This window comes from Synechococcus sp. LTW-G, assembly GCF_054459035.1.
Window position 1 is genome coordinate 116,232 of the sequence record NZ_JBTKYW010000002.1, and the last position, 19,327, is coordinate 135,558.

A 19,327-nucleotide genomic window follows, 5' to 3' on the forward strand; every position below is an offset into this window, starting at 1 on the left:
GGCGTTCAGTCTGCCTGCTTCAGCAGGTGCAGCGACAGGTCGCCGCGGGGATCGCTCCAGCGGGCTTCGCTGCTCCAGCCGGCCCGGGCGGCGAGGTCCAGGAAGGCCTCTGGGCTGTACTTGTGGCTGGTTTCGGTGACGAGGCCTTCGCCCGCCGCAAAGTGCCAGCTGCGGCCGCAGGCCTGCACCGTCTGCTCCCGCTGGCTGATCAGGGCCATCTCGATGTGGCTGGCCTCAGGCACCCAGCGGGCCTGGTAGCGGAACTGGTCCAGGTCGAAATCGCAGTCCAGATCACGATTGAGCCGTTGGAGCAGGTTGAGTGCGAAGCGCGCCGAGATCCCTGCGGCGTCGTCGTAGGCCGCCTCTAGCCGTTCGGTTGCTTTGGGTTGATCGATGCCGATCAGCAGGGTTCCACGGGGACCGAGTAGCCGCCGAAATTGCCGCAAGAGCGCTTCGGCGGCAGCGGTGGTGAAGTTGCCGAGGGAGCTGCCCGGGAAAAAGCCCAGGCGCCGTTGCGTTTTCAGCAGGGGATGGCTCGGCAGCTGCTCCAGTTGGCTGTAGTCGCAGCAGATGCCCAACATCGGCACACCGGGATGGTCCCCTTGCAGGCGCCTGCAGGCCGTAGCCAGATGGTCGGAACTGATGTCCAGGGCGACGTAGGCCGGCTGCTCCAACGCCTCTAGCAGTGGCCCCACCTTGCGGGCGCTGCCGGCTCCGAACTCCACCAGGGTGCCCTCCCCGAGGGCCGCGGCCATCGCCTGAGCCTGGTTCTCGAGCAGGGCTGTCTCGGTCTTGGTCAGGCTGTACTCGGGCTGTTGGCAAATCAGGTCGAACAGCCGCGATCCCTCTGCGTCGTAGAGAAACCAGGCGGGAAGTTGCTTGGGGGTTTGGCTCAGACCCTCGATCACCAGCTGGCGCATGTCCGCGGCGGCGGGATGGAGATCCAGCAGTTCCGGGACGCCGCTGCGTTGCAGGGTGCTGGTCATCGCTGCACCCCCTTCGCCAGGCGAATTCCGCTGGCCATCCAGCGGCTGTGGGGTGGATAGAAGTTGCGGTAGCTCAGGCGCTTGTGTCCGGCCGGTGTCAAAAAGCAGCTGCCCCGCAGCACGAACTGTGAGCTCATGAATTTGCCGTTGTACTCACCAATGGCCCCAGCGGCAGGCGCAAAGCCGGGATAGGGCCGGTAGGGGCTGCCTGTCCACTGCCAGAGGCAGCCGAAGACCTGTGCCAGCTGGTCGTTGGTGGCCGCGAGCTCCCATTCGGCCTCTTCGGGCAAGCGGGCCCCGGCCCAGCGGGCGTAGGCATCGGCCTCGAACCAACTGATGTGCCGCACTGGGGCATCGGGATGGCGCGGCCTGCGGCCCGCGAGGCTGAACTCCCATTCGCCCCGCCAGTAGCGCGGAGCTTGCCAGCCCCGGCCCTGCACATGGGCCCAGCCTTCACTCATCCAGAGGTCGGCGCGCTTGTAGCCCCCGTCGGAGATGAAGGCGGCGTACTCGGCATTGCTCACCAGCCGTTGGCTGATGGCAAAGGGCTCCAGCCAGACCCGGTGGCGGGGGGCTTCGTTGTCGAAGTGGAATTGTCCCGACGCCGGATCGAGGCCGATCTCCACGAGGCCTCCCTCGAAGTGTTGCCAGCCCTGGGGACCCTGGTCAGCCCAGCTGGCCTCGTAGTCCGCTTCGGGTTCGGCGATTGCTTCAGGTTCCAGGGGATTGCGGCTGAAGCCATCCAGCAGATCCATCAACAGCAGCTCCTGGTGCTGCTGCTCGTGCTGCAGCCCCAGTTCCACCAGGGCGGCCGGTAGGTGATCGAGCTCGGCCATTAGCGCAGCGGTGACGCGTTGGCGCCAGGCCAGCACCTCAGCGATGGAAGGCCTGGTCAGGAGGCCACGCTCCGGTCTGGCGTGCCGTTCGCCCACCGACTCGTAGTAGCTGTTGAACAGGTAGCGCCAGCGGCTATCGGCGCAGTCGTAGCCCTCCAGCTGGCTCAGCAGGAACTCTTCAAAGAACCAGGTGGTGTGGGCGAGGTGCCACTTCGCTGGGCTCGCGTCGGGCATCCCCTGCAGGCAGAGGTCCTCCGGTTGCAAGCCCACGATCAGTTGCTCGGTCGCCCGGCGGATTTCCTGCAGACGCGGCAAGACTGCGGCAGCTGAGGTCGTCACCATTCCGTCGGCTTCCGCTGAACGGACCCTAGAAGCTCAACCTTGCTGCATCAACGCTTCTACGATCGCCGTAACGCAGAAATGGGCATGGGCGCCAGCACTCCGGGGATCGCATCCGGCTTCGTCGGTGCAGTGGGCCAGACCCCGCTCATTCGTCTGAATGCCCTCAGTGCTCTGACCGGTTGCGAGATCCTCGGCAAAGCCGAGTTCATGAACCCCGGTGGCTCCGTCAAGGACCGAGCAGCCCTTGGGATTCTGTTGGAGGCCGAAGAGCAGGGTCTGCTCAAGCCGGGCGGCACCGTGGTGGAAGGGACGGCAGGCAACACCGGCATTGGCCTGACGCACCTCTGCAATGCCCGCGGGTACCGGGCGGTGATCGTGATCCCCGAGACCCAATCCGCCGAAAAGATTGGCCTCTTGCGCAGCCTGGGGGCTGAGGTGCGCACGGTTCCGGCTGTGCCCTACAGGGACCCGAACAACTACGTCCGTCTCTCAGGCCGCATTGCCGAAGAGATTCCCGGCGCGGTCTGGGCGAATCAGTTCGACAACCTCGCCAACCGCCGCGCCCACTACAAGACCACTGGACCCGAGATCTGGGAGCAAACCGGCGGCAAGGTGGATGCCTGGGTGGCGGCAACCGGCACCGGTGGCACCTATGCCGGCGTGGCGCTTTATCTGAAGGAGAAAAAGCCGCAGTTGCGCTGTGTCTTGGCTGATCCCCACGGCAGCGCCCTCTACAGCTGGGCCACCAGTGGCGAACTCAGCAGCGAGGGCAACTCGATCACCGAGGGCATTGGCAACAGTCGCGTGACCGCGAACCTGGAGGGGGCGCCGGTGGATGACGCGGTCCGGATCCACGATCAGGACGCTCTTCAAACGATCTACGACCTGCTCTGGCAGGAGGGCCTGTTCCTCGGCGGCTCCGTCGGCATCAATGTGGCGGCGGCCGTCGAGACAGCACGTCGCATGGGGCCCGGACACACCATCGTCACGGTCCTATGCGACAGCGGCGATCGCTATCGGTCACGGCTTTATGACGGTGAGTGGCTGAAGGGCAAAGGTCTGGAGCAACCTGAGCGCGCGGCCTGATCCACATTGGTGGAAGACGATCCGAGGTTGGAGCCAGGGGCGCTGATCGGCGGTCGCTATCGACTCGAGCGATCCCTTGCGGAGAACCGGTGGCTGGCCAGTGATCAAGCGGCAGCCGATGCGTCGGTGCACCTTCTCCATCTGAGCGGGCTGAGCGATGAGCAGCGGGAGGAGTGGAGCAAGCGCTGGCTACAGCTGCAGGGGGTCCTGCATCCCCAGCTGCCTCGCTTTGCCGATCTGATCAATAGCGATAGGGAGCTCTGGCTGCCGCGCCCGTGGCAGGAGGGGGAGTCGTTTCAGGCCTTGCTGGAGGGTGGACAGACCTTCGACATCCCAGAGGTCCTGGAGCTGTTGCGGCAGCTTTTGCCCCTGATGGCTTTGCTGCACAGCCATGGTCTCTCCTGCAGGGACTGGTCGCCGTCCCAACTCCTGAGGCGATCGGCGGATGGGCTGCCCGTCCCCCTAGCCCTGGAGCAGCCAGCCCCGTGGGATCCCCAGCGGGATTTGCTGGCTCTCGGCGAGTGCGCCCAAGCCTTGCTGGGTGCTGAGGCCGCGGCAGCCTTGGTATCGATTGGTCCCCTGCAGGCCTTGAGTAGCGATCGGCCTGAGCTGCGTTTCCCTTCAGCGGCCGCTGCTCTGGCGGCCTTTCAACACTTCACTCCCGCAGTACCTGCTCCAATCCCGCTGGTGAGGCACTCCACCCCATCGCGGCGGCGCAAGCGGCAGCAGGAGCAGGACGCGGAAGGACGGCTTTGGCCGGTGGTGGTTGCCCTGGTGTTCGCGGCGTTGGTTGGGACCGCCTTGGGTTGGTTGGTCTTGAGCCGGGGGAAGGTCACTAGCCCAATGGCGCTTCCCAGCTTTCGGCTCCGCTCGAGCTTGCCGGCGGCGGAGATCAATCAGCGGGAGCAGTTGCTCAATCGCCTGCGGGCCCTGCAGGTGGATCGCCGCTGGTTCCTCAAGTTGGTGGATGCCAGCTTTCTGGAGCGTGGCGGCCGGCTGCCATCGGATAGCCAGGCGGATGCACCCCTGCGCATGGTGTGGAGTGAACTGGCTGAGGACTGGCTGAGCCGCGTGGAGCAGTTGCCGCTGCCCTTGCGGCCGCGCTTGGGCAATCTCACCGCCACCGATTGGAATCGCCGTCAGCAGGGCCTCGTGGCTCAGGGACTCAGCCCGGAGGTGGTCCAGAAGTTGGTCTCTGGGAGCGCGCTCAACCTGCTGAACGGCTCCCAGGCTGCCGAGATCCCCGCGGAGCCCTTTCGGCAGCTCTGGTATGCCGCCGCCGAACAAGCCCTGGGCAACCTGCAGATCGAGCTGATCGAGGGGAAGCGCAACAGCACCAAGACCGTCTCTGCCTGGGTGCCGGCTGGGGGTGCCCGGGTGTTCCCGATTCAGGTTCCGCCTGGCAGTCGCTTGGTCCTTGGCGTGAGGGGATCGGCCTTGATGCAGATGAGCGTCTTCGCCGCCGATGGACAGCTGCTTGAGGCGCGTGGACCACTGCGGGTGGTGAGCCTTGGGGAGGTCAAACGCTCCCCGGTTCAGGTCCTGATCAGCAATGACGGATTGTCCTCGGCGAGCTTGACGCTCTCCCTGCGGGTTGACCCGAATCAGTAGCGGGCGATGGCTTTTTTGGCGTCCTTGATGTCCTGCTTGCGCCGCTCTTCCTGACGCTTGTCATGCAGCTTGCGGCCCTTGCCTAGGCCGATGGTGGCTTTGATCCAGGAGCCCTTGAGGTGGATGTTGAGAGGAATCAGGGTGAGGCCCTTCTGATCAACGGCGATGCGCAGTTTGTCGATCTCTTTGCGGTGGGCCAGCAGCCGGCGAGTCCGGAGGGGCTCGTGGTTGAAGTAGGCACCGGCGTGGGTGTGTGGGGAGATATGGACGTTGTGCAGTTGCAGCTGTCCCTTGCGGATCAGGCAGAAGCCATCCCGCAGGTTGACCTGCCCAGCCCGGATTGACTTGACCTCGGTGCCCATCAGCTCGACGCCGCACTCGAGGGTTTCGAGGATTTCGTACTGGTGCCGCGCAAAGCGGTTGTCCGCCAGCAATTTGTTGGCGGCGTCCCGAAGGGCCTTGGCGTTCTTTTTGCCCCCGCCCTTAGCCATGGCGCCGCGATCTCAATCCAGTGACCCTAGGGATGGATCCGCTAGCCGGTGGTCGTCCGCTGCCGATACCCTCGGGCGATGGCCATCGTTTCTTCGGGATCAACAGCGCCGCGTCAGCCGGCCCCGAGGTTGGTGGATCCTGCCGTCAGTGAGCAAGAGAAGCCGCTCCAGCGAGAAGATTCCCTAAGGCCCAAACAGCTAGCCGACTACATCGGCCAAAGCGAGCTCAAGCAGGTTCTTGGGATTGCGATTGAGGCAACCCGCGCCCGCGACGAAGCCCTGGATCACGTGCTGCTCTACGGCCCTCCGGGCCTGGGCAAGACCACCATGGCGATGGTCCTGGCCGAGGAGCTGGGGGTGCGGTGCCGCATCACCAGTGCGCCTGCCCTCGAGCGTCCCCGCGACATCGTTGGCTTGCTGGTGAATCTCCAGCCCCGGGAGCTGCTGTTCATCGACGAGATTCACCGCCTGACGCGGGTCGCCGAAGAACTGCTCTATCCGGCGATGGAGGACTTTCGCCTCGATCTCACGGTCGGCAAGGGCACGACGGCCCGGACCCGCACGATTCCCTTGGCCCCCTTCACCTTGGTGGGGGCGACGACGCGGGCGGGTTCCTTGAGTTCACCCCTGCGGGATCGCTTCGGTCTGATCCAGCGGCTGGAGTTCTACGGACTGGAGGATCTGCAGGCGATCGTGCAGCGGGCGGCCGGTTTGCTCGCCTTGGATCTGGCGGAAGAGGCTGCTCTGGAGGTGGCGCGCCGCTGCCGGGGCACCCCGCGCATCGCCAACCGTCTGCTGCGGCGGGTGCGCGATGTGGCCTCCGTCGGCGGCCATGCGCGGGTGAGCGCTGAGCTGGTGCAGCAGGCCTTGAGCCTGCATCGGGTGGACGGCCGCGGCTTGGATGCCAGCGACCGGCGCCTTCTAGATCTGCTCCACAGCGGCTATGGCGGTGGGCCGGTGGGCCTCGACACACTCGCGGCCGGACTGGGTGAGGACCCCGTCACCTTGGAATCGGTGGTGGAGCCGTTCCTGTTGCAGCAGGGCCTGCTGCAGCGCACTCCCCGCGGCCGTGTCATCACCCAGGCGGGCATTGATCACCTGCAGGATCAGGCGGCATGACAGCGCTTCTGGCCATTTTGCTGGCGGTGCAGTTGAGCCTGCCCCAGCTGTTTGATCAGGCCCTGACGGCGAGTCGTGAGGGGGCTTTTCCCCAGGCTCTGGATCTTTGGAATCAGGTGTTGGAGCTGGCGCCCGAGGACGCCGCGGCTTGGAGCAATCGCGGCAACATCCAGCTAGCCCTAGGGGCCCCTGAGGCGGCGATTGCTGACCAGTCCAAGGCGATGGAGCTCGATCCGAATAATGCCGATCCCCACCTGAACCGCGGCACCGCTGAAGAAGCTCTGAAGCAGTGGGACGCCGCTGAAGCCGATTACCGCTGGATCCTCGAGCGCGGAACAGATGCCTCGGCTCTCTACAACCTGGGCAATGTCCAGGGCTCCAAAGGGAACTGGCAGCAGGCCCGCGGCAGCTTTGATCAGGCAGCCGAGGCCCGTCCAGGTTTTGCGATGGCCCGCTCGAGCACGGCCCTGGCGGACTTTCAACTCGGGGAGTTGGAGTTGGCCGAAAAGGAGTTGCGCAGCATCATTCGCCGCTATCCGCTTTTCGCTGACGCGAGGGCGGCGTTGACGGCGCTGCTCTGGCGAAAGGGCGAGTCCGGAGAGGCCGAGAGCCATTGGGCTTCGGCTGCGGGCTTGGATCCGCGTTACCGCCAGCCAGAATGGCTCTTGGAGATTCGGCGCTGGCCGCCGGTTCCGGTCCAAGCCCTGTCTGACTTTTTGGCCTTGAGCAGCTGATGCCCGATCTGCTCTCCCGCGATCAGCTCAAGGCGGAGGTCCAGGCCGCCCAGCAGGAGCTGCTGGCGATTCGCAGGCATCTGCATGCCCATCCGGAACTCAGCGGCAATGAGCATCAGACCGCCGCTTTGGTGGCCGGCGAGTTGCGCAAGCTGGGTTGGCGTGTCCAAGAAGGGGTGGGCCGCACGGGGGTGCTGGCGGAACTGGGTCCGAGCGGTGGCCCCGTGGTGGCCCTGCGGGTGGATATGGATGCGCTGCCGGTGGAGGAGCGAACGGGCCTGCCCTATGCCTCGTTGAACCAGGGCCTGATGCATGCCTGCGGCCATGACATCCACACCACCGTCGGCTTGGGCGTGGCTCGGATCCTGACGCCCCTGGCCGAGCAGCTGGGCGGCACGGTTCGCTTGCTGTTTCAACCCGCGGAGGAGACCGCCCAAGGGGCGGCCTGGATGGTGGCCGATGGGGCGATGCAGGGTGTGGATGCCCTGTTTGGTGTGCATGTCTTCCCCAGTCTTCCGGTGGGGACGGTCGGGGTGCGCAGCGGCAGCCTGACCGCCGCTGCTGGGGAGCTAGAGGTGGAGGTCTTGGGTGAGGGTGGCCATGGTGCGCGGCCCCACCAGAGCACCGATGCCATCTGGATCGCGGCTCGGGTGGTGAGTGGTTTGCAGGAGGCCATCAGCCGCCGCTTGGACGCGTTGCACCCTGTGGTGGTCAGCTTCGGGCGGATCGAAGGAGGCAAGGCCTTCAACGTGATTGCCGATCACGTCCGTTTGCTTGGAACGGTCCGCTGCTTGGATTTGGGGTTGCACGCACAGCTGCCGGGCTGGATTGAGGAGACCGTGCAGGCCATCTGCAAGGGCTATGGCGGCGAGGCCCGGGTGCGCTACCGCTGCATCTCCCCGCCGGTCCACAACGACCCCGAACTCACCCAGCTGTTGGCGGATGAGGCGGTGGAACTGCTGGGCCGGTCCCAGGTGGAGTGGCTCGAGCAGCCTTCCCTGGGTGCTGAGGACTTTGCGGAGCTGCAGCGGGACACCCCCAGCACGATGTTTCGCTTGGGAGTAGCTGGGCCGAAGGGCTGCACACCGCTCCACAGCAACACCTTCGCGGCCGACGAGGCCGCGGTCGGGGTGGGCGTTGAGGTGCTCAGCGCCAGCCTGCTGCGTTGGTTGGAGCGAGCAGCCTCATGATCCGCAATTTGCTGGCCTGCTCAACACTGTTGTTGGTGCTGATTGGCCTGGCTGGGGTGTTGTTGCGCCAGGGGCCGGATCGCCTGCAGGCCCTACCGGCCCTTTTGATTGGCTTGGCCCTGTTGGCCCAGAGCACCTGGAGCTGGCGCCGCCGCCGCCGGGCGATCCTGCAGACCCTGCGGGACCAGCAGTAGAGGCAGAGTGTGCCGATGAACTTCGACGACCTGCGCGAGGCCATCGCCTCCGATAACCCCGGCAAGGCCCGTCCTGCCCTGGCCAGCCTGGTCCAGGCCAGCGCCGAGGAGGCCGAGCCGCTGCTGCTGCTGGGTCTCGAGCAGAGCGACATGATCATGCGGCAACTGAGCTGCTCGGGCCTGGGGCACAAGCCCACGGCGGCGGGTTGGGAGCCTCTCGTTCGCACGCTGAAGCACGACCCTGAGGTGGCCGTGCGCGCCGAAGCGGCCAATGCGCTGGTGAGCCATGGGATTGATCGGGCCTGGCCGCTGCTGCTGGAGTCGTTCCAGTCCGAGAGCGAGTGGCTGATCCACTGCAGCATCCTCTCGGCTGTGGCGGAGCACCCAGAGATTGCCCCTGAGCAGTTGCTTGAGTTGGCGCGCCTGGCGGTGTCCGAGGCCGATGGCACGGTCCGGGTGGGCGGCACCGAAATCTTGGGCCGTCTTGTGCGGGAAGGCAGCAGCGAGGCCCGCGAGGTGCTGCAGGGCCTGCAGCAGGACAGTGATCACCGCGTGGTTGCGGCAGCCTTGAACGGGCTGCAGTCTCAGACTTGCTAGGTTTTGGCAGTCACTAGGGGTGCCTCCCATTGCGGGGGCTGAGATCACACCCTCCGAACCTGATCCGGGTCATGCCGGCGCAGGGAAGTGAGAAGAGACACTCAGGTTGCGCCCCCGCCCAACGCCATAGCGGTTATGCGTAGCGCCTGGATCGAAAAGCGCAAAGGTCAAGCCAATGTCTCCCAGATGCACTACGCCCGACAGGGGGTGGTGACTGAAGAGATGGCCTACGTGGCGAAGCGGGAGAACCTGCCCGAGTCGCTGGTCATGGAAGAGGTGGCCCGCGGCCGCATGATCATCCCGGCCAACATCAACCACCCCAACTTGGAGCCGATGGCGATCGGCATCGCCTCCAAGTGCAAGGTGAACGCCAACATCGGCGCCTCCCCCAATGCTTCCGATGCCTCTGAAGAGGTCAAGAAGCTGGAGCTGGCCGTGAAGTACGGCGCGGATACCGTGATGGATCTTTCCACCGGTGGCGTGAACCTCGATGAGGTGCGCACGGCAATCATCAATGCGTCCCCGGTGCCTATCGGCACGGTGCCCGTGTATCAGGCCCTCGAGAGCGTCCATGGCTCGATCGAGCGTCTCTCGGAAGATGACTTCCTGCACATCATCGAGAAGCACTGCCAGCAGGGCGTCGACTACCAGACGATCCACGCCGGTCTGCTGATTGAGCACCTGCCCAAGGTCAAGGGCCGCCTGACCGGGATCGTCAGCCGCGGCGGCGGGATCTTGGCCCAGTGGATGCTCTATCACCACAAGCAGAACCCCCTCTACACGCGCTTCGACGACATCTGCGAGATCTTCAAGCGCTACGACTGCACCTTCTCCTTGGGCGATTCTCTGCGTCCTGGTTGTCAGCACGACGCCTCTGACGCCGCTCAGCTGGCTGAGCTGAAGACTCTGGGCGAGCTGACCCGTCGCGCCTGGAAGCATGACGTTCAGGTGATGGTCGAAGGTCCTGGTCACGTGCCGTTGGACCAGATCGAGTTCAACGTCAAAAAGCAGATGGAGGAGTGCAACGAGGCACCCTTCTATGTGCTCGGTCCTCTGGTCACCGACATCGCCCCCGGTTACGACCACATCACCTCAGCGATCGGTGCGGCCATGGCCGGCTGGCATGGCACGGCGATGCTCTGCTACGTCACCCCCAAGGAGCACCTGGGTCTGCCCAATGCAGAGGACGTGCGTGAAGGCCTGATCGCCTACAAGATCGCCGCCCACGCCGCCGACATCGCCCGTCACCGCCCCGGTGCTCGTGATCGTGACGACGAGCTGAGCCGCGCCCGCTACGCCTTCGACTGGAACAAGCAGTTCGAACTTTCCTTGGATCCCGAACGGGCCCGTGAGTATCACGACGAAACCCTGCCGGCTGATATCTACAAGCAGGCTGAGTTCTGCTCGATGTGTGGACCCAAGCACTGCCCGATGCAGACCAAGATCACGGAAGAAGATCTAGAGGGGCTTGAGAAAGTCCTTGCTGAACAGCAGAGCAATAGTGAAGTCGCTGCTGTTTAATTCCACGCTTCTTGTTTGAGTTCAGGACCCGGGCGAAAGCCCGGGTTTTTTTATTGCTGATGCATCAGGTTGTGTGGACACAAAAAAGCCCCGCCATCGGCGGGGCTTTGAGTGGAATCAATGACTCTTGCCTAATCAGCCGAGGGCCTTGGCCTTGGCGACCACGTTGTCGACGGTGAAGCCGAACTTCTCCATCAGCAGAGGGCCAGGTGCGGAAGCACCGAAGCGGTCGATGGAGACGGTGTCGCCTTCGAAGCCGGTGTACTTGTGCCAGCCGAAGCTGCTGGAGGCCTCGACCACCAGGCGCTTGCGGCAGGCTGCGGGAAGTACGCTCTCGCGGTAGGCAGCGTCCTGCTCTTCGAACAGGTCCACGCAGGGCATGGACACCACGCGGACGTTCTTGCCTTCGGCGCGCAGCTGGGCAGCGGCCTGGACGCAGAGGTCGAGCTCGGTGCCGGTGCCGATCAGGATCAGATCGGGGGTTCCGTTGCTGTCCTCAAGGATGTAACCACCCTTGGCCACGTGGTCGGCGTTGGAGTTGGCCTGGTTGGCCATCGCCTGACGGCTAAGGAACAGCACGGTGGGGCGGTGACGGTTGGCCACGGCCACCTTGTAAGCACCGCTGGTTTCGTTGCCGTCGCCAGGGCGGATCACCAGCATGTTCGGGATCGAACGCAGGCTGGCGAGGGTCTCGATCGGCTGGTGAGTGGGGCCGTCTTCACCCAGGCCGATGGAGTCGTGGGTCAAGACATAGATCACGCCCAGTTCGCTCAGGGCGGACAAGCGCATGGCGCCCACCATGTAGCCCGCGAAGACGCAGAAGGTGCCGCCGTAGGGGACCAGGCCGCTGCCGTGATACGCGAGGCCATTCAGGATGGCTCCCATGGCGTGCTCGCGCACACCGAAGTGCAGGTAGCGGTTGCCCTCGGCACCCTTCTGGAAACCGGACTCACCCTTGATGTCGGTGAGGTTGGAGTGGGTCAGGTCAGCCGAACCACCGATCAGCTCAGGCAGGTTGGGGCCGATGGCATTCAGGCAGTTGTAGGAATGCATCCGGGTGGCCACACCCTTGTCGTCAGGGGTGTAGCTGGGGAGGTTTGCATCCCAGCCCTGGGGCAGTTCACCACGCAGCTGACGCTCGAACTGAGCGGCTTCGGTTGGGTACTTGCTGCGGTAGTCAGCCAGGGTGGTATTCCAGGCGGCCTCAGCGGCGGCGCCACGCTCGATGGCCTTGCGCCACTGGTCGTAGGACTCCTGGGGAACTTCGAATTCGCCGTAGTTCCAACCCAGGTTCTGTCGGGTCGCGGCGGCTTCGTCAGCCCCCAGAGCGGCACCGTGCACACCGGCGGTGTTGGCCTTATTAGGGGAGCCGTAGCCGATGGTGGTGGTCACCTTGATCATCGAAGGACGATCGGTGACGGCCTTGGCCTCTTCAATCGCCTTGGCAATGGCACCCAGGTCGGTGTTGCCGTCGGCGACGTGGATGGTGTGCCAGCCGTAGGCCTCGTAGCGCTTCAGCACATCCTCGGTGAAGGAAACGTTGGTGTTTCCGTCGATGGTGATGTGGTTGTCGTCGTACAGGGCGATCAGCTTGCCCAGGCCCAGGTGACCGGCCAGGGACGCAGCTTCACCGCTGACACCTTCCTGGTGGCAGCCGTCGCCCATGATCACGTAGGTGGTGTGATCCACGAGCGTGCAGTCGGGCTTGTTGAACTTGGCCGCCAGGTGTGCCTCGGCCATGGCCAGGCCGACAGCGTTGGCGATGCCCTGACCCAGGGGACCGGTGGTGACTTCGACGCCGGCGGTTTCGAAGGTCTCGGGGTGACCAGGGGTCTTGGAGCCCCACTGGCGGAATTGCTTGATGTCCTCGATCGTGACCGAGTCGTAGCCGCTCAGGTGCAGCAGCGCGTACAACAGCATGCAGCCGTGGCCGGCCGAGAGCACAAAGCGGTCACGGTTGAACCACTTCGGGTTCTTGGGGTTGTGCTTGAGGAACTTGTCCCACAGGGTGTAGGCCATGGGAGCGCAACCCATGGGCAGTCCGGGGTGGCCGGAGTTGCTCTTGTTGATCGCGTCGACGGCCAGGAAGCGGATGCTGTTGACGCAGAGCGTGTCGACAGAAGCGGGAGCGACGACCATGGGTTACGGGTAAGGGAGGGTGTACGGGCGGGGAAGACCGCGGGCTAGGTGAACCGGCGGAACGCCAGGCAAACGTTGTGGCCGCCGAACCCAAAGGAATTCGAAAGCACCACGTTCAGTTTGTGTTCCCGGGCCTGATTGGGAACGACATCCAGATCACAGGCCGGATCCGGATTTTGGTAGTTGATCGTAGGCGGCACCACGTTGTGGCCAATTGCCAGGACCCCGGCAACGGCTTCAATGCCGCCGCTGCCGCCCAGCAGGTGACCGGTCATCGACTTGGTCGAGCTCACGGGAATCTGCTTGGCCCGATCCCCGAGCGCGGACTTGATCGCCGAGGACTCGTTGGAGTCATTGGCCGGGGTGCTGGTGCCGTGGGCGTTGACGTAGTCGACCGCATCGGCCTCGATGCGTGCGTCTTGAAGAGCCAGGCGCATGGCCTCAGCCCCGCCCACGCCACCGGGGGTGGGTGAGGTGATGTGGTGGGCATCACAGGTCATGCCGTAGCCAACCACCTCAGCGAGGATCTCGGCCCCGCGGGCCTGGGCGTGCTCGAGGCTCTCAAGAACCAGCACGCCTGCGCCCTCGCCGATCACAAAGCCATCACGCTCGGCATCGAAGGGCCGGCTGGCGGTTGCCGGATCGTCGTTGCGGAATGACAAAGCCTTGGCGCTGGCGAATCCAGCCACTCCCAAAGGGGTGATGGCCGATTCGGCGCCACCGCAGACCATCGCATCGGCTTGACCCAGCTGGATCAACCGGAAGGCATCACCGATGGCATTGGAGCCGGCGGCGCAGGCCGTAGCCACAGCACTGCTGGGGCCCTTAGCGCCAATGGCGATCGCCGTCAGGCCAGTGGCCATGTTTGGGATCATCATCGGAACGGTGAAAGGGCTCACCCGAGATGGACCCTTGTCTGCCAGCACGTGGGCCTGGGTCTCCATCATCAGAAGACCGCCCACGCCAGAACCGATCGCGGTTCCGATCCGATGGGCGTTGCTGTCGTCGATGGTTAGACCTGCATGGGCAACGGCCTGCTTGGCGGCAACCACCCCGAACTGGCAAAACCGATCCCAGCGCTTGCTTTCTTTGGGCTCGATGTAGGCGGAGGGATCGAAATCCTTCACCTCAGCCGCAAAGCGGCAGGCATGGGCAGACGCGTCAAACAGGGTGATCGGCGCAACCCCGTTACGACCGCTACTCAGTCCTTCCCAGTAGGAAGCGACGTCATTACCAATTGGTGTGACCGCGCCAAGGCCGGTGACGACGACGCGGCGGAGACCCTCCACCATCAATTCCTTCCTCAGGCCTGCTTGTCCAGGATGTATTTGACGGCGTCGCCAACGGTGGCGATGCCTTCAGCGGCTTCGTCGGGAATCTCGATATCGAAGGCCTCTTCCAGGGCCATCACGAGTTCAACGGTGTCGAGGGAGTCAGCGCCCAGATCGTTCTGGAAGTTGGATTCGGGCTTGACCTCGCCGGCATCAACGCTCAGCTGCTCAACAACGATCGAGCGGACTTTCTCGAAGATCGCTTCCTGGGACATGGCCGGAGTGTCGGACGCCGCATCCTACGGGTATGTGTGCCAGGCACCCCCCGTATGAACAAGGATGACGGCCAGGGAGGCCTGTGGCTTGGATGCTGATTGCCATGGGTACCTTGGGCGTCGCGTCCACAGACGACATGTCCCACGCCGTCAAGATTTACGACACCTGCATCGGCTGCACCCAGTGCGTTCGGGCATGTCCTCTCGATGTTCTCGAGATGGTGCCCTGGGATGGTTGCAAGGCCGGCCAGATCGCCTCGTCTCCCCGCACCGAAGATTGCGTCGGTTGCAAGCGCTGTGAGACCGCTTGTCCCACCGACTTCCTCTCCATTCGCGTCTACCTCGGCGACGAAACCACCCGCTCCATGGGCCTGGCTTACTGAGCCCAGCTCCCATAAGCTCAAGCCCGGCCCAGCCGGGCTTTTTTATTGGTTCCAGGCGCTATGTGCGGCATCGTTGCGGTGATTGGTTCGCGCGAGGCGGCACCGCTCCTCTTGGAGGGTCTGCGTCAGCTCGAATACCGGGGCTATGACTCCGCGGGAATCGCCACGGTGGCGGACGAGTCCGGCTTGGCCTGTCTGCGCGCTGAAGGCAAGCTCGCCAACCTAACGGCTCGTTTTGAGGCGCAGGGGGCCCAGGGGCAGTGCGGCATTGGCCACACCCGTTGGGCGACCCACGGCAAGCCGGAAGAACGCAATGCCCACCCCCACCTTGATGGTCCCCGTCGTCTGGCCGTGGTGCAGAACGGGATCATCGAGAACTACAGAAGCCTGCGTGAGGAGCTCCAGGCCAAGGGTGTGGTCTTCCGCTCGGACACGGACACCGAGGTCATTCCCCATCTGCTGAGCCAAGAGCTCGATCGGTTGGAGGCCCTGGGCCACGCAGCCTCTCCCCAGCTCCTGCTTGAGGCCGTGCAAGCGGTTTTGCCGCGGCTGCACGGGGCCTACGCCTTGGCCGTGGTTTGGGCTGCGCTCCCGGGTGCCCTGGTGGTAGCCCGTAAAGCAGCGCCGTTGCTGATTGGCCTGGGGGAAGGGGAATTCCTTTGCGCCAGTGACACCCCGGCCCTGGCTGGCTTTACGCGCACGATCCTGCCGATGGAAGACGGGGAGGTGGCGCTGCTCACCCCCCTGGGAATCGAGCTCTATGACGAGGCCGGAGCGCGGGTGCAGCGGGCTCCCACGCTCCTGAGCGGCACGGATCACGTGGCGGACAAGCGCAGCTTCCGTCACTTCATGCTCAAGGAAATCCATGAGCAGCCCGAGACCGCCGCCCTTTGGGTCGCTCGCCATCTCCCCGATGCATCCGCGCGGGTGGCCTTGCCGCTCGATGAGAGCGTGTTTGAAGGGATTGAGCGCATCCAGGTTCTCGCCTGCGGCACCAGCCGCCATGCCGCCTTGGTGGGGGCCTATCTCCTTGAGCAGCTGGCCGGGATTCCGACCAGCGTGTTCTATGCCAGCGAATTCCGCTACGCCCCGCCACCGCTGGCGCCGAACACCCTCACCATCGGTGTGACCCAATCGGGTGAAACGGCAGACACCTTGGCTGCTCTCGCGATGGAGCAGGAGCGGCGCCGAGCCGTTGCCGATCCGGCCTTCGCCCCCCGTCTTCTGGGGATCACGAACCGCCCTGAAAGCTCCCTGGGCCGGATGGTTGATCAGATCCTCGACATCGGTGCCGGCATCGAGGTGGGCGTGGCCGCCACCAAGACCTTCCTGGGTCAGTTGTTGGCGTTCTACGGGTTGGCCATTGCCTTTGCCGAACGTCGCTCTGGACGGCCTGGGGTTCTCGGCGCCGAAGCCCTGCAGCAGCTGACGGCTGGTCTGCGGGATCTTCCACAGCAATTGCGCAGCTTGGTGGATGACCATGACGGCCGCTGCGAGCAGATGGCCCATCTGTTCGCGGACACCCAGGATGTGATCTTCCTGGGCCGCGGCATCAACTATCCGATTGCCCTTGAGGGTGCGCTGAAGCTCAAGGAGATCAGCTACATCCATGCCGAGGGCTACCCCGCCGGCGAGATGAAGCACGGCCCGATCGCTCTGCTGGATGCCCGGGTGCCCGTGGTCTCGATCGCCGTCCCAGGCACCGTCTTCGACAAGGTCCTCAGCAATGCCCAAGAGGCCAAGGCCCGCGATGCCCAATTGGTGGGCGTTGCCCCCAATTGCCCGGATGCCGAGCTGTTCGACACCCTGCTGCCCGTACCGGAGGTGGATGAGTTGCTCAGCCCCCTCGTCACCATTGTTCCGATGCAGCTGCTGAGCTATCACATCGCAGCCCACCGGGGCCTGGACGTCGATCAGCCTCGCAATCTTGCCAAGAGTGTCACCGTGGAGTGAGTCCGAGGCGCCCACCGTCGTATTCAGCCCGTTGGCGTACGGCTTGGCACCAGTGCTGATGCTCGAGGTACCACTGGACAGTGGCTGCGAGACCTTCTTCGACGTTGTGTCGGGGGCTCCAGCCGAGTTCTGAACTGATCCGGGTTGGATCGATGGCATAGCGCCGGTCGTGGCCTGGGCGATCTGTCACGGGTGTGATCAGATCGGCATGGGGCGTGTCGCCTGGCTGTTGGCGATCGAGCTGGGCGCAGATGGCTTCGACGACCTCTTTATTGGTTTTCTCGCCGTGACCACCCACGCAGTAGCTGCGCCCTGACTCGCCGCGGCAGGCGGCCAGCAGTAGTGCATCCACATGGTCCTCCACATACAACCAATCCCGCACGTTCAAGCCATCGCCGTAGAGCGGGATTGATTCACCAGAGGCCGCTTTGAGTGTGACCACTGGAATTAGTTTTTCGGGGAACTGCCAGGGCCCGTAGTTGTTCGAGCAGTTGGTGAGGACCACCGGTAGACCGTAGGTGTGATGCCAGGCCAGGACCAGGTGATCACTGGCAGCCTTGCTCGCGGAGTAGGGACTACGGGGGTCGTAGGGGGTGGTTTCTGAGAATCGCCCAGTTGCCCCCAGCGAGCCAAAGACCTCGTCGGTGCTGATGTGGTGCAGACGGAACTGGGTTTGGCGGGCCTGGCTCAGCTGTTCATAGTGGCCGCGCACGGCCTGAAGCAAGTTGAAGGTGCCGTTGACATTGCTGTCGATGAATTCAGCCGGTCCAGAGATCGAGCGATCCACATGGCTTTCGGCAGCCAGATGCATCACCAGGTCTGGGTCCGCCGCTCGCACCGCCGTTTCAACGGCCTGGGCATTCTTGAGATCCACCCGCAGCAGCTGGTGTCGCTTGGCGTCGGCTTGACCCAGCTCCGCCAGGGTGGTCTCGATCGAGCTCAGATCACTGGCGTACCCCATTTTGTCGAGGTTGAACACCAGGGCGTCGCTCTCCCGCAGCAGCCGCCGAACCACGGCGCCACCGATGAAACCAGCGCCACCAGTGACCAGGATGCGGCGCCGCTGACCCAATAGATCAGCCGTCGAAGGCATGGAAGTGGTCATTTAGGCGGCCTTGAGGGAACGGTCGCTGCGGCCATAGACATCGTCAAAGCGAACGATGTCGTCTTCGCCGAGATACTCGCCGCTTTGCACTTCGATCATCTCCACGGGAATCCGGCCTGGATTGGTGAGCCGGTGCTTACAACCCAGCGGGATGTAGGTGCTTTGGTTCTCCCCCAGCAGTTGCTGTTCACCATCGCGCTCGACTAAGGCGGTCCCTTTCACAACAATCCAGTGTTCGGCGCGATGGTGGTGCATCTGGAGCGACAGGCTGGCCCCTGGTTTGACGGAGATCCGCTTCACTTGCCAGCGGTTGTCTTCCACCACGCCGGTGTAGGAGCCCCAGGGTCGATAGATCTTGCGGTGCGCCTTGCCTTCGGGACTGCCCTCGGTTTCCAGTTGCTGAACGATCGTTTTGACGTTCTGAGCTTGGGTGCGGTCAGCGATCAACACGGCGTCGTCCGTTTCAATGACCACCAGGTCTTCCACGCCAAGACCGACGATCAGTCGGTGCTCACTGCGTAGGTAGCAGTTGCGGCTGTTCTCGCTGATCACTCGGCCGCGCAGCACATTGCCGTTTTCATCGCGGTCTGAGGTTTCCCAAAGGGCACTCCAGCTACCCACATCACTCCAGCCAGCAGCCAAGGGAAGGACAGCACCTAGTTGGGTTTTCTCCATGACGGCAACGTCGATCGCCACATCCGGGCACTGGGAGAAGGCCTCTGGATCGAGCCGTAGAAAATCGAGATCGGCCTCGTCTTGGTCCAGTGCAGCGCGGCAGCAGCTCACCACTTCTGGAGCGAGTCGCTCTAATTCCGCCAACATCGCGCTGGCTTTGAACAGGAACATGCCGCTGTTCCAGGTGAAGCGTCCACTGGCCAGAAACTGTTCGGCAGTGGCTCTGTCGGGCTTCTCTACGAACCGTGCAATCGGGACGGGCGTCAGAGACCCGTCCTCGAGAGGGGCAGCGGCCTCGATGTAGCCGTAACCGGTTTCTGGAGCGGTGGGCACGATGCCAAAGGTCACCAGTTGTCCCGCTTCGGCCGCCGGTCGACCAGCTTCAATCGACTTACGGAAATGGTCGGCGTCACGGATGACGTGATCTGCGGCCAGGATCAGTAACAGCGGGTCATCACCCTGGGCGGTGGCCTGCAGTGCTGCTACGGCCACTGCGGGGGCCGTATTGCGGCCCATCGGTTCCAGCAGGATCGCCCCAGGTGCGATGCCGATCTGACGCATCTGCTCGGCGACGATGAACCGGTGGTCGTCGTTGCAGATCAGCAACGGTGCTCCGAGGTCGTTGAGCCCCTCAAGACGTTGCTGCGTTTGCTGCAGCAGGGTCTCTTCGCCGCTGCCGCCGAGGGGCCAGTACTGCTTGGGATAACTCGCACGTGACAGAGGCCAGAGGCGGGTGCCAGTCCCGCCGCAAAGAATGACAGGTACAAGGGCGGTCATGGTGCTCGCTCGTATGGAGCCGCCGACGCAGCTTTCCGTTGG

The 19,327-nt window shown here is 64.1% G+C and carries 18 protein-coding genes and 1 riboswitch; of the genes, 10 read left to right on the plus strand and 8 right to left on the minus strand.

Annotation, left to right across the window (positions count from 1 at the left end):
* Positions 1-5: 5 nt before the first annotated feature.
* Both egtD and egtB read right to left on the minus strand, forming a co-directional pair.
* Positions 6-986, minus strand: a complete 981-nt coding sequence (egtD, locus tag ACXIQ9_RS04540) for an L-histidine N(alpha)-methyltransferase (RefSeq protein ID WP_459015894.1) — start codon at positions 984-986, stop codon at positions 6-8.
* A complete protein-coding gene (gene egtB, locus ACXIQ9_RS04545; protein ID WP_459015895.1) occupies positions 983-2,164 on the minus strand; it encodes an ergothioneine biosynthesis protein EgtB in 1,182 nt (393 codons plus the stop codon). The genes egtD and egtB overlap by 4 nt, the downstream gene beginning before the upstream one ends.
* An 84-nt stretch (positions 2,165-2,248) precedes the next feature.
* Between egtB and ACXIQ9_RS04550 the strand changes: the two genes are divergently transcribed.
* On the plus strand, positions 2,249-3,250 hold the full coding sequence (locus tag ACXIQ9_RS04550; RefSeq protein ID WP_424174403.1) for a cysteine synthase A: 1,002 nt from the start codon (positions 2,249-2,251) through the stop codon (positions 3,248-3,250).
* Positions 3,251-3,259: 9 nt separating this feature from the next.
* Positions 3,260-4,861: a serine/threonine protein kinase gene (locus tag ACXIQ9_RS04555; protein WP_459015896.1), complete on the plus strand. Its 1,602-nt coding sequence runs from the start codon at positions 3,260-3,262 to the stop codon at positions 4,859-4,861.
* Here ACXIQ9_RS04555 and smpB read toward each other — a convergent pair.
* On the minus strand, positions 4,855-5,352 hold the full coding sequence (smpB, locus tag ACXIQ9_RS04560) for an SsrA-binding protein SmpB (protein ID WP_010314107.1): 498 nt from the start codon (positions 5,350-5,352) through the stop codon (positions 4,855-4,857). The two genes, ACXIQ9_RS04555 and smpB, sit on opposite strands and share 7 nt — an antisense overlap.
* A gap of 78 nt (positions 5,353-5,430) precedes the next feature.
* On the opposite strand from smpB, the gene ruvB reads away from it, so the two are divergent.
* The 6 genes from ruvB to thiC all read left to right on the plus strand — a co-directional run bounded on the left by ruvB (position 5,431) and on the right by thiC (position 10,707).
* Positions 5,431-6,471, plus strand: coding sequence for a Holliday junction branch migration DNA helicase RuvB (gene ruvB / locus ACXIQ9_RS04565; protein WP_424175402.1), 1,041 nt, complete (start codon positions 5,431-5,433; stop codon positions 6,469-6,471).
* Positions 6,468-7,205 (plus strand): tetratricopeptide repeat protein, encoded by a 738-nt coding sequence (locus tag ACXIQ9_RS04570; protein ID WP_459015897.1) that lies wholly within the window; start codon positions 6,468-6,470, stop codon positions 7,203-7,205. Before ruvB ends, ACXIQ9_RS04570 begins: the two co-directional genes overlap by 4 nt.
* Positions 7,205-8,395 carry an amidohydrolase gene (locus tag ACXIQ9_RS04575; protein ID WP_459015898.1) on the plus strand — a complete coding sequence of 397 codons (1,191 nt, stop codon included), beginning with the start codon at positions 7,205-7,207 and terminating at the stop codon, positions 8,393-8,395. Before ACXIQ9_RS04570 ends, ACXIQ9_RS04575 begins: the two co-directional genes overlap by 1 nt.
* Entirely contained in the window at positions 8,392-8,589 is a 198-nt protein-coding gene (locus tag ACXIQ9_RS04580; RefSeq protein WP_010314098.1) for a DUF3188 domain-containing protein, read from the plus strand. Before ACXIQ9_RS04575 ends, ACXIQ9_RS04580 begins: the two co-directional genes overlap by 4 nt.
* Positions 8,590-8,604: 15 nt before the next feature.
* Positions 8,605-9,186: a HEAT repeat domain-containing protein gene (locus tag ACXIQ9_RS04585; RefSeq protein ID WP_459015899.1), complete on the plus strand. Its 582-nt coding sequence runs from the start codon at positions 8,605-8,607 to the stop codon at positions 9,184-9,186.
* A gap of 5 nt (positions 9,187-9,191) precedes the next feature.
* Positions 9,192-9,289, plus strand: a riboswitch (TPP riboswitch).
* Between the two features lie 32 nt (positions 9,290-9,321).
* Entirely contained in the window at positions 9,322-10,707 is a 1,386-nt protein-coding gene (thiC, locus tag ACXIQ9_RS04590; RefSeq protein WP_459015900.1) for a phosphomethylpyrimidine synthase ThiC, read from the plus strand.
* 135 nt (positions 10,708-10,842) lie between these two features.
* On the opposite strand, the gene tkt is transcribed toward thiC, so the two are convergent.
* Genes tkt through acpP form a run of 3 tightly spaced genes read right to left on the minus strand, consistent with a single transcriptional unit; the run spans position 10,843 to position 14,392 of the window.
* The gene (gene tkt, locus ACXIQ9_RS04595) at positions 10,843-12,846 is read right to left on the minus strand and encodes a transketolase (RefSeq protein ID WP_459015901.1); all 2,004 of its coding nucleotides are present in this window, start codon (positions 12,844-12,846) and stop codon (positions 10,843-10,845) included.
* 44 nt (positions 12,847-12,890) lie between these two features.
* Positions 12,891-14,138: a beta-ketoacyl-ACP synthase II gene (gene fabF, locus ACXIQ9_RS04600; protein WP_010314090.1), complete on the minus strand. Its 1,248-nt coding sequence runs from the start codon at positions 14,136-14,138 to the stop codon at positions 12,891-12,893.
* An 11-nt stretch (positions 14,139-14,149) separates the two neighbouring features.
* Positions 14,150-14,392: an acyl carrier protein gene (gene acpP / locus ACXIQ9_RS04605; protein WP_010314088.1), complete on the minus strand. Its 243-nt coding sequence runs from the start codon at positions 14,390-14,392 to the stop codon at positions 14,150-14,152.
* 137 nt (positions 14,393-14,529) lie between these two features.
* Between acpP and psaC the strand changes: the two genes are divergently transcribed.
* Positions 14,530-14,775, plus strand: coding sequence for a photosystem I iron-sulfur center protein PsaC (gene psaC, locus ACXIQ9_RS04610; protein ID WP_006850103.1), 246 nt, complete (start codon positions 14,530-14,532; stop codon positions 14,773-14,775).
* Positions 14,776-14,835: 60 nt separating this feature from the next.
* The gene (gene glmS / locus ACXIQ9_RS04615; RefSeq protein ID WP_459016091.1) at positions 14,836-16,728 is read left to right on the plus strand and encodes a glutamine--fructose-6-phosphate transaminase (isomerizing); all 1,893 of its coding nucleotides are present in this window, start codon (positions 14,836-14,838) and stop codon (positions 16,726-16,728) included.
* On the opposite strand, the gene rfbB is transcribed toward glmS, so the two are convergent.
* Both rfbB and ACXIQ9_RS04625 read right to left on the minus strand, forming a co-directional pair.
* Positions 16,715-17,833 (minus strand): dTDP-glucose 4,6-dehydratase, encoded by a 1,119-nt coding sequence (gene rfbB / locus ACXIQ9_RS04620; protein ID WP_459015902.1) that lies wholly within the window; start codon positions 17,831-17,833, stop codon positions 16,715-16,717. The two genes, glmS and rfbB, sit on opposite strands and share 14 nt — an antisense overlap.
* Positions 17,834-19,285: a mannose-1-phosphate guanylyltransferase/mannose-6-phosphate isomerase gene (locus ACXIQ9_RS04625; protein WP_459015903.1), complete on the minus strand. Its 1,452-nt coding sequence runs from the start codon at positions 19,283-19,285 to the stop codon at positions 17,834-17,836. It abuts the gene before it with no gap.
* Positions 19,286-19,327: the final 42 nt, after the last annotated feature.

Bases quoted from the DNA above. Each gene is read 5' to 3' on its own strand.
- egtD (WP_459015894.1), bottom strand. From the start codon at position 986: ATGACCAGCACCCTGCAACGCAGCGGCGTCCCGGAACTGCTGGATCTC.
- egtB (WP_459015895.1), bottom strand. From the start codon at position 2,164: ATGGTGACGACCTCAGCTGCCGCAGTCTTGCCGCGTCTGCAGGAAATC.
- ACXIQ9_RS04550 (WP_424174403.1), top strand. From the start codon at position 2,249: ATGGGCGCCAGCACTCCGGGGATCGCATCCGGCTTCGTCGGTGCAGTG.
- smpB (WP_010314107.1), bottom strand. From the start codon at position 5,352: ATGGCTAAGGGCGGGGGCAAAAAGAACGCCAAGGCCCTTCGGGACGCC.
- ruvB (WP_424175402.1), top strand. From the start codon at position 5,431: ATGGCCATCGTTTCTTCGGGATCAACAGCGCCGCGTCAGCCGGCCCCG.
- ACXIQ9_RS04570 (WP_459015897.1), top strand. From the start codon at position 6,468: ATGACAGCGCTTCTGGCCATTTTGCTGGCGGTGCAGTTGAGCCTGCCC.
- ACXIQ9_RS04575 (WP_459015898.1), top strand. From the start codon at position 7,205: ATGCCCGATCTGCTCTCCCGCGATCAGCTCAAGGCGGAGGTCCAGGCC.
- ACXIQ9_RS04580 (WP_010314098.1), top strand. From the start codon at position 8,392: ATGATCCGCAATTTGCTGGCCTGCTCAACACTGTTGTTGGTGCTGATT.
- ACXIQ9_RS04585 (WP_459015899.1), top strand. From the start codon at position 8,605: ATGAACTTCGACGACCTGCGCGAGGCCATCGCCTCCGATAACCCCGGC.
- thiC (WP_459015900.1), top strand. From the start codon at position 9,322: ATGCGTAGCGCCTGGATCGAAAAGCGCAAAGGTCAAGCCAATGTCTCC.
- tkt (WP_459015901.1), bottom strand. From the start codon at position 12,846: ATGGTCGTCGCTCCCGCTTCTGTCGACACGCTCTGCGTCAACAGCATC.
- fabF (WP_010314090.1), bottom strand. From the start codon at position 14,138: ATGGTGGAGGGTCTCCGCCGCGTCGTCGTCACCGGCCTTGGCGCGGTC.
- acpP (WP_010314088.1), bottom strand. From the start codon at position 14,392: ATGTCCCAGGAAGCGATCTTCGAGAAAGTCCGCTCGATCGTTGTTGAG.
- psaC (WP_006850103.1), top strand. From the start codon at position 14,530: ATGTCCCACGCCGTCAAGATTTACGACACCTGCATCGGCTGCACCCAG.
- glmS (WP_459016091.1), top strand. From the start codon at position 14,836: ATGTGCGGCATCGTTGCGGTGATTGGTTCGCGCGAGGCGGCACCGCTC.
- rfbB (WP_459015902.1), bottom strand. From the start codon at position 17,833: ATGACCACTTCCATGCCTTCGACGGCTGATCTATTGGGTCAGCGGCGC.
- ACXIQ9_RS04625 (WP_459015903.1), bottom strand. From the start codon at position 19,285: ATGACCGCCCTTGTACCTGTCATTCTTTGCGGCGGGACTGGCACCCGC.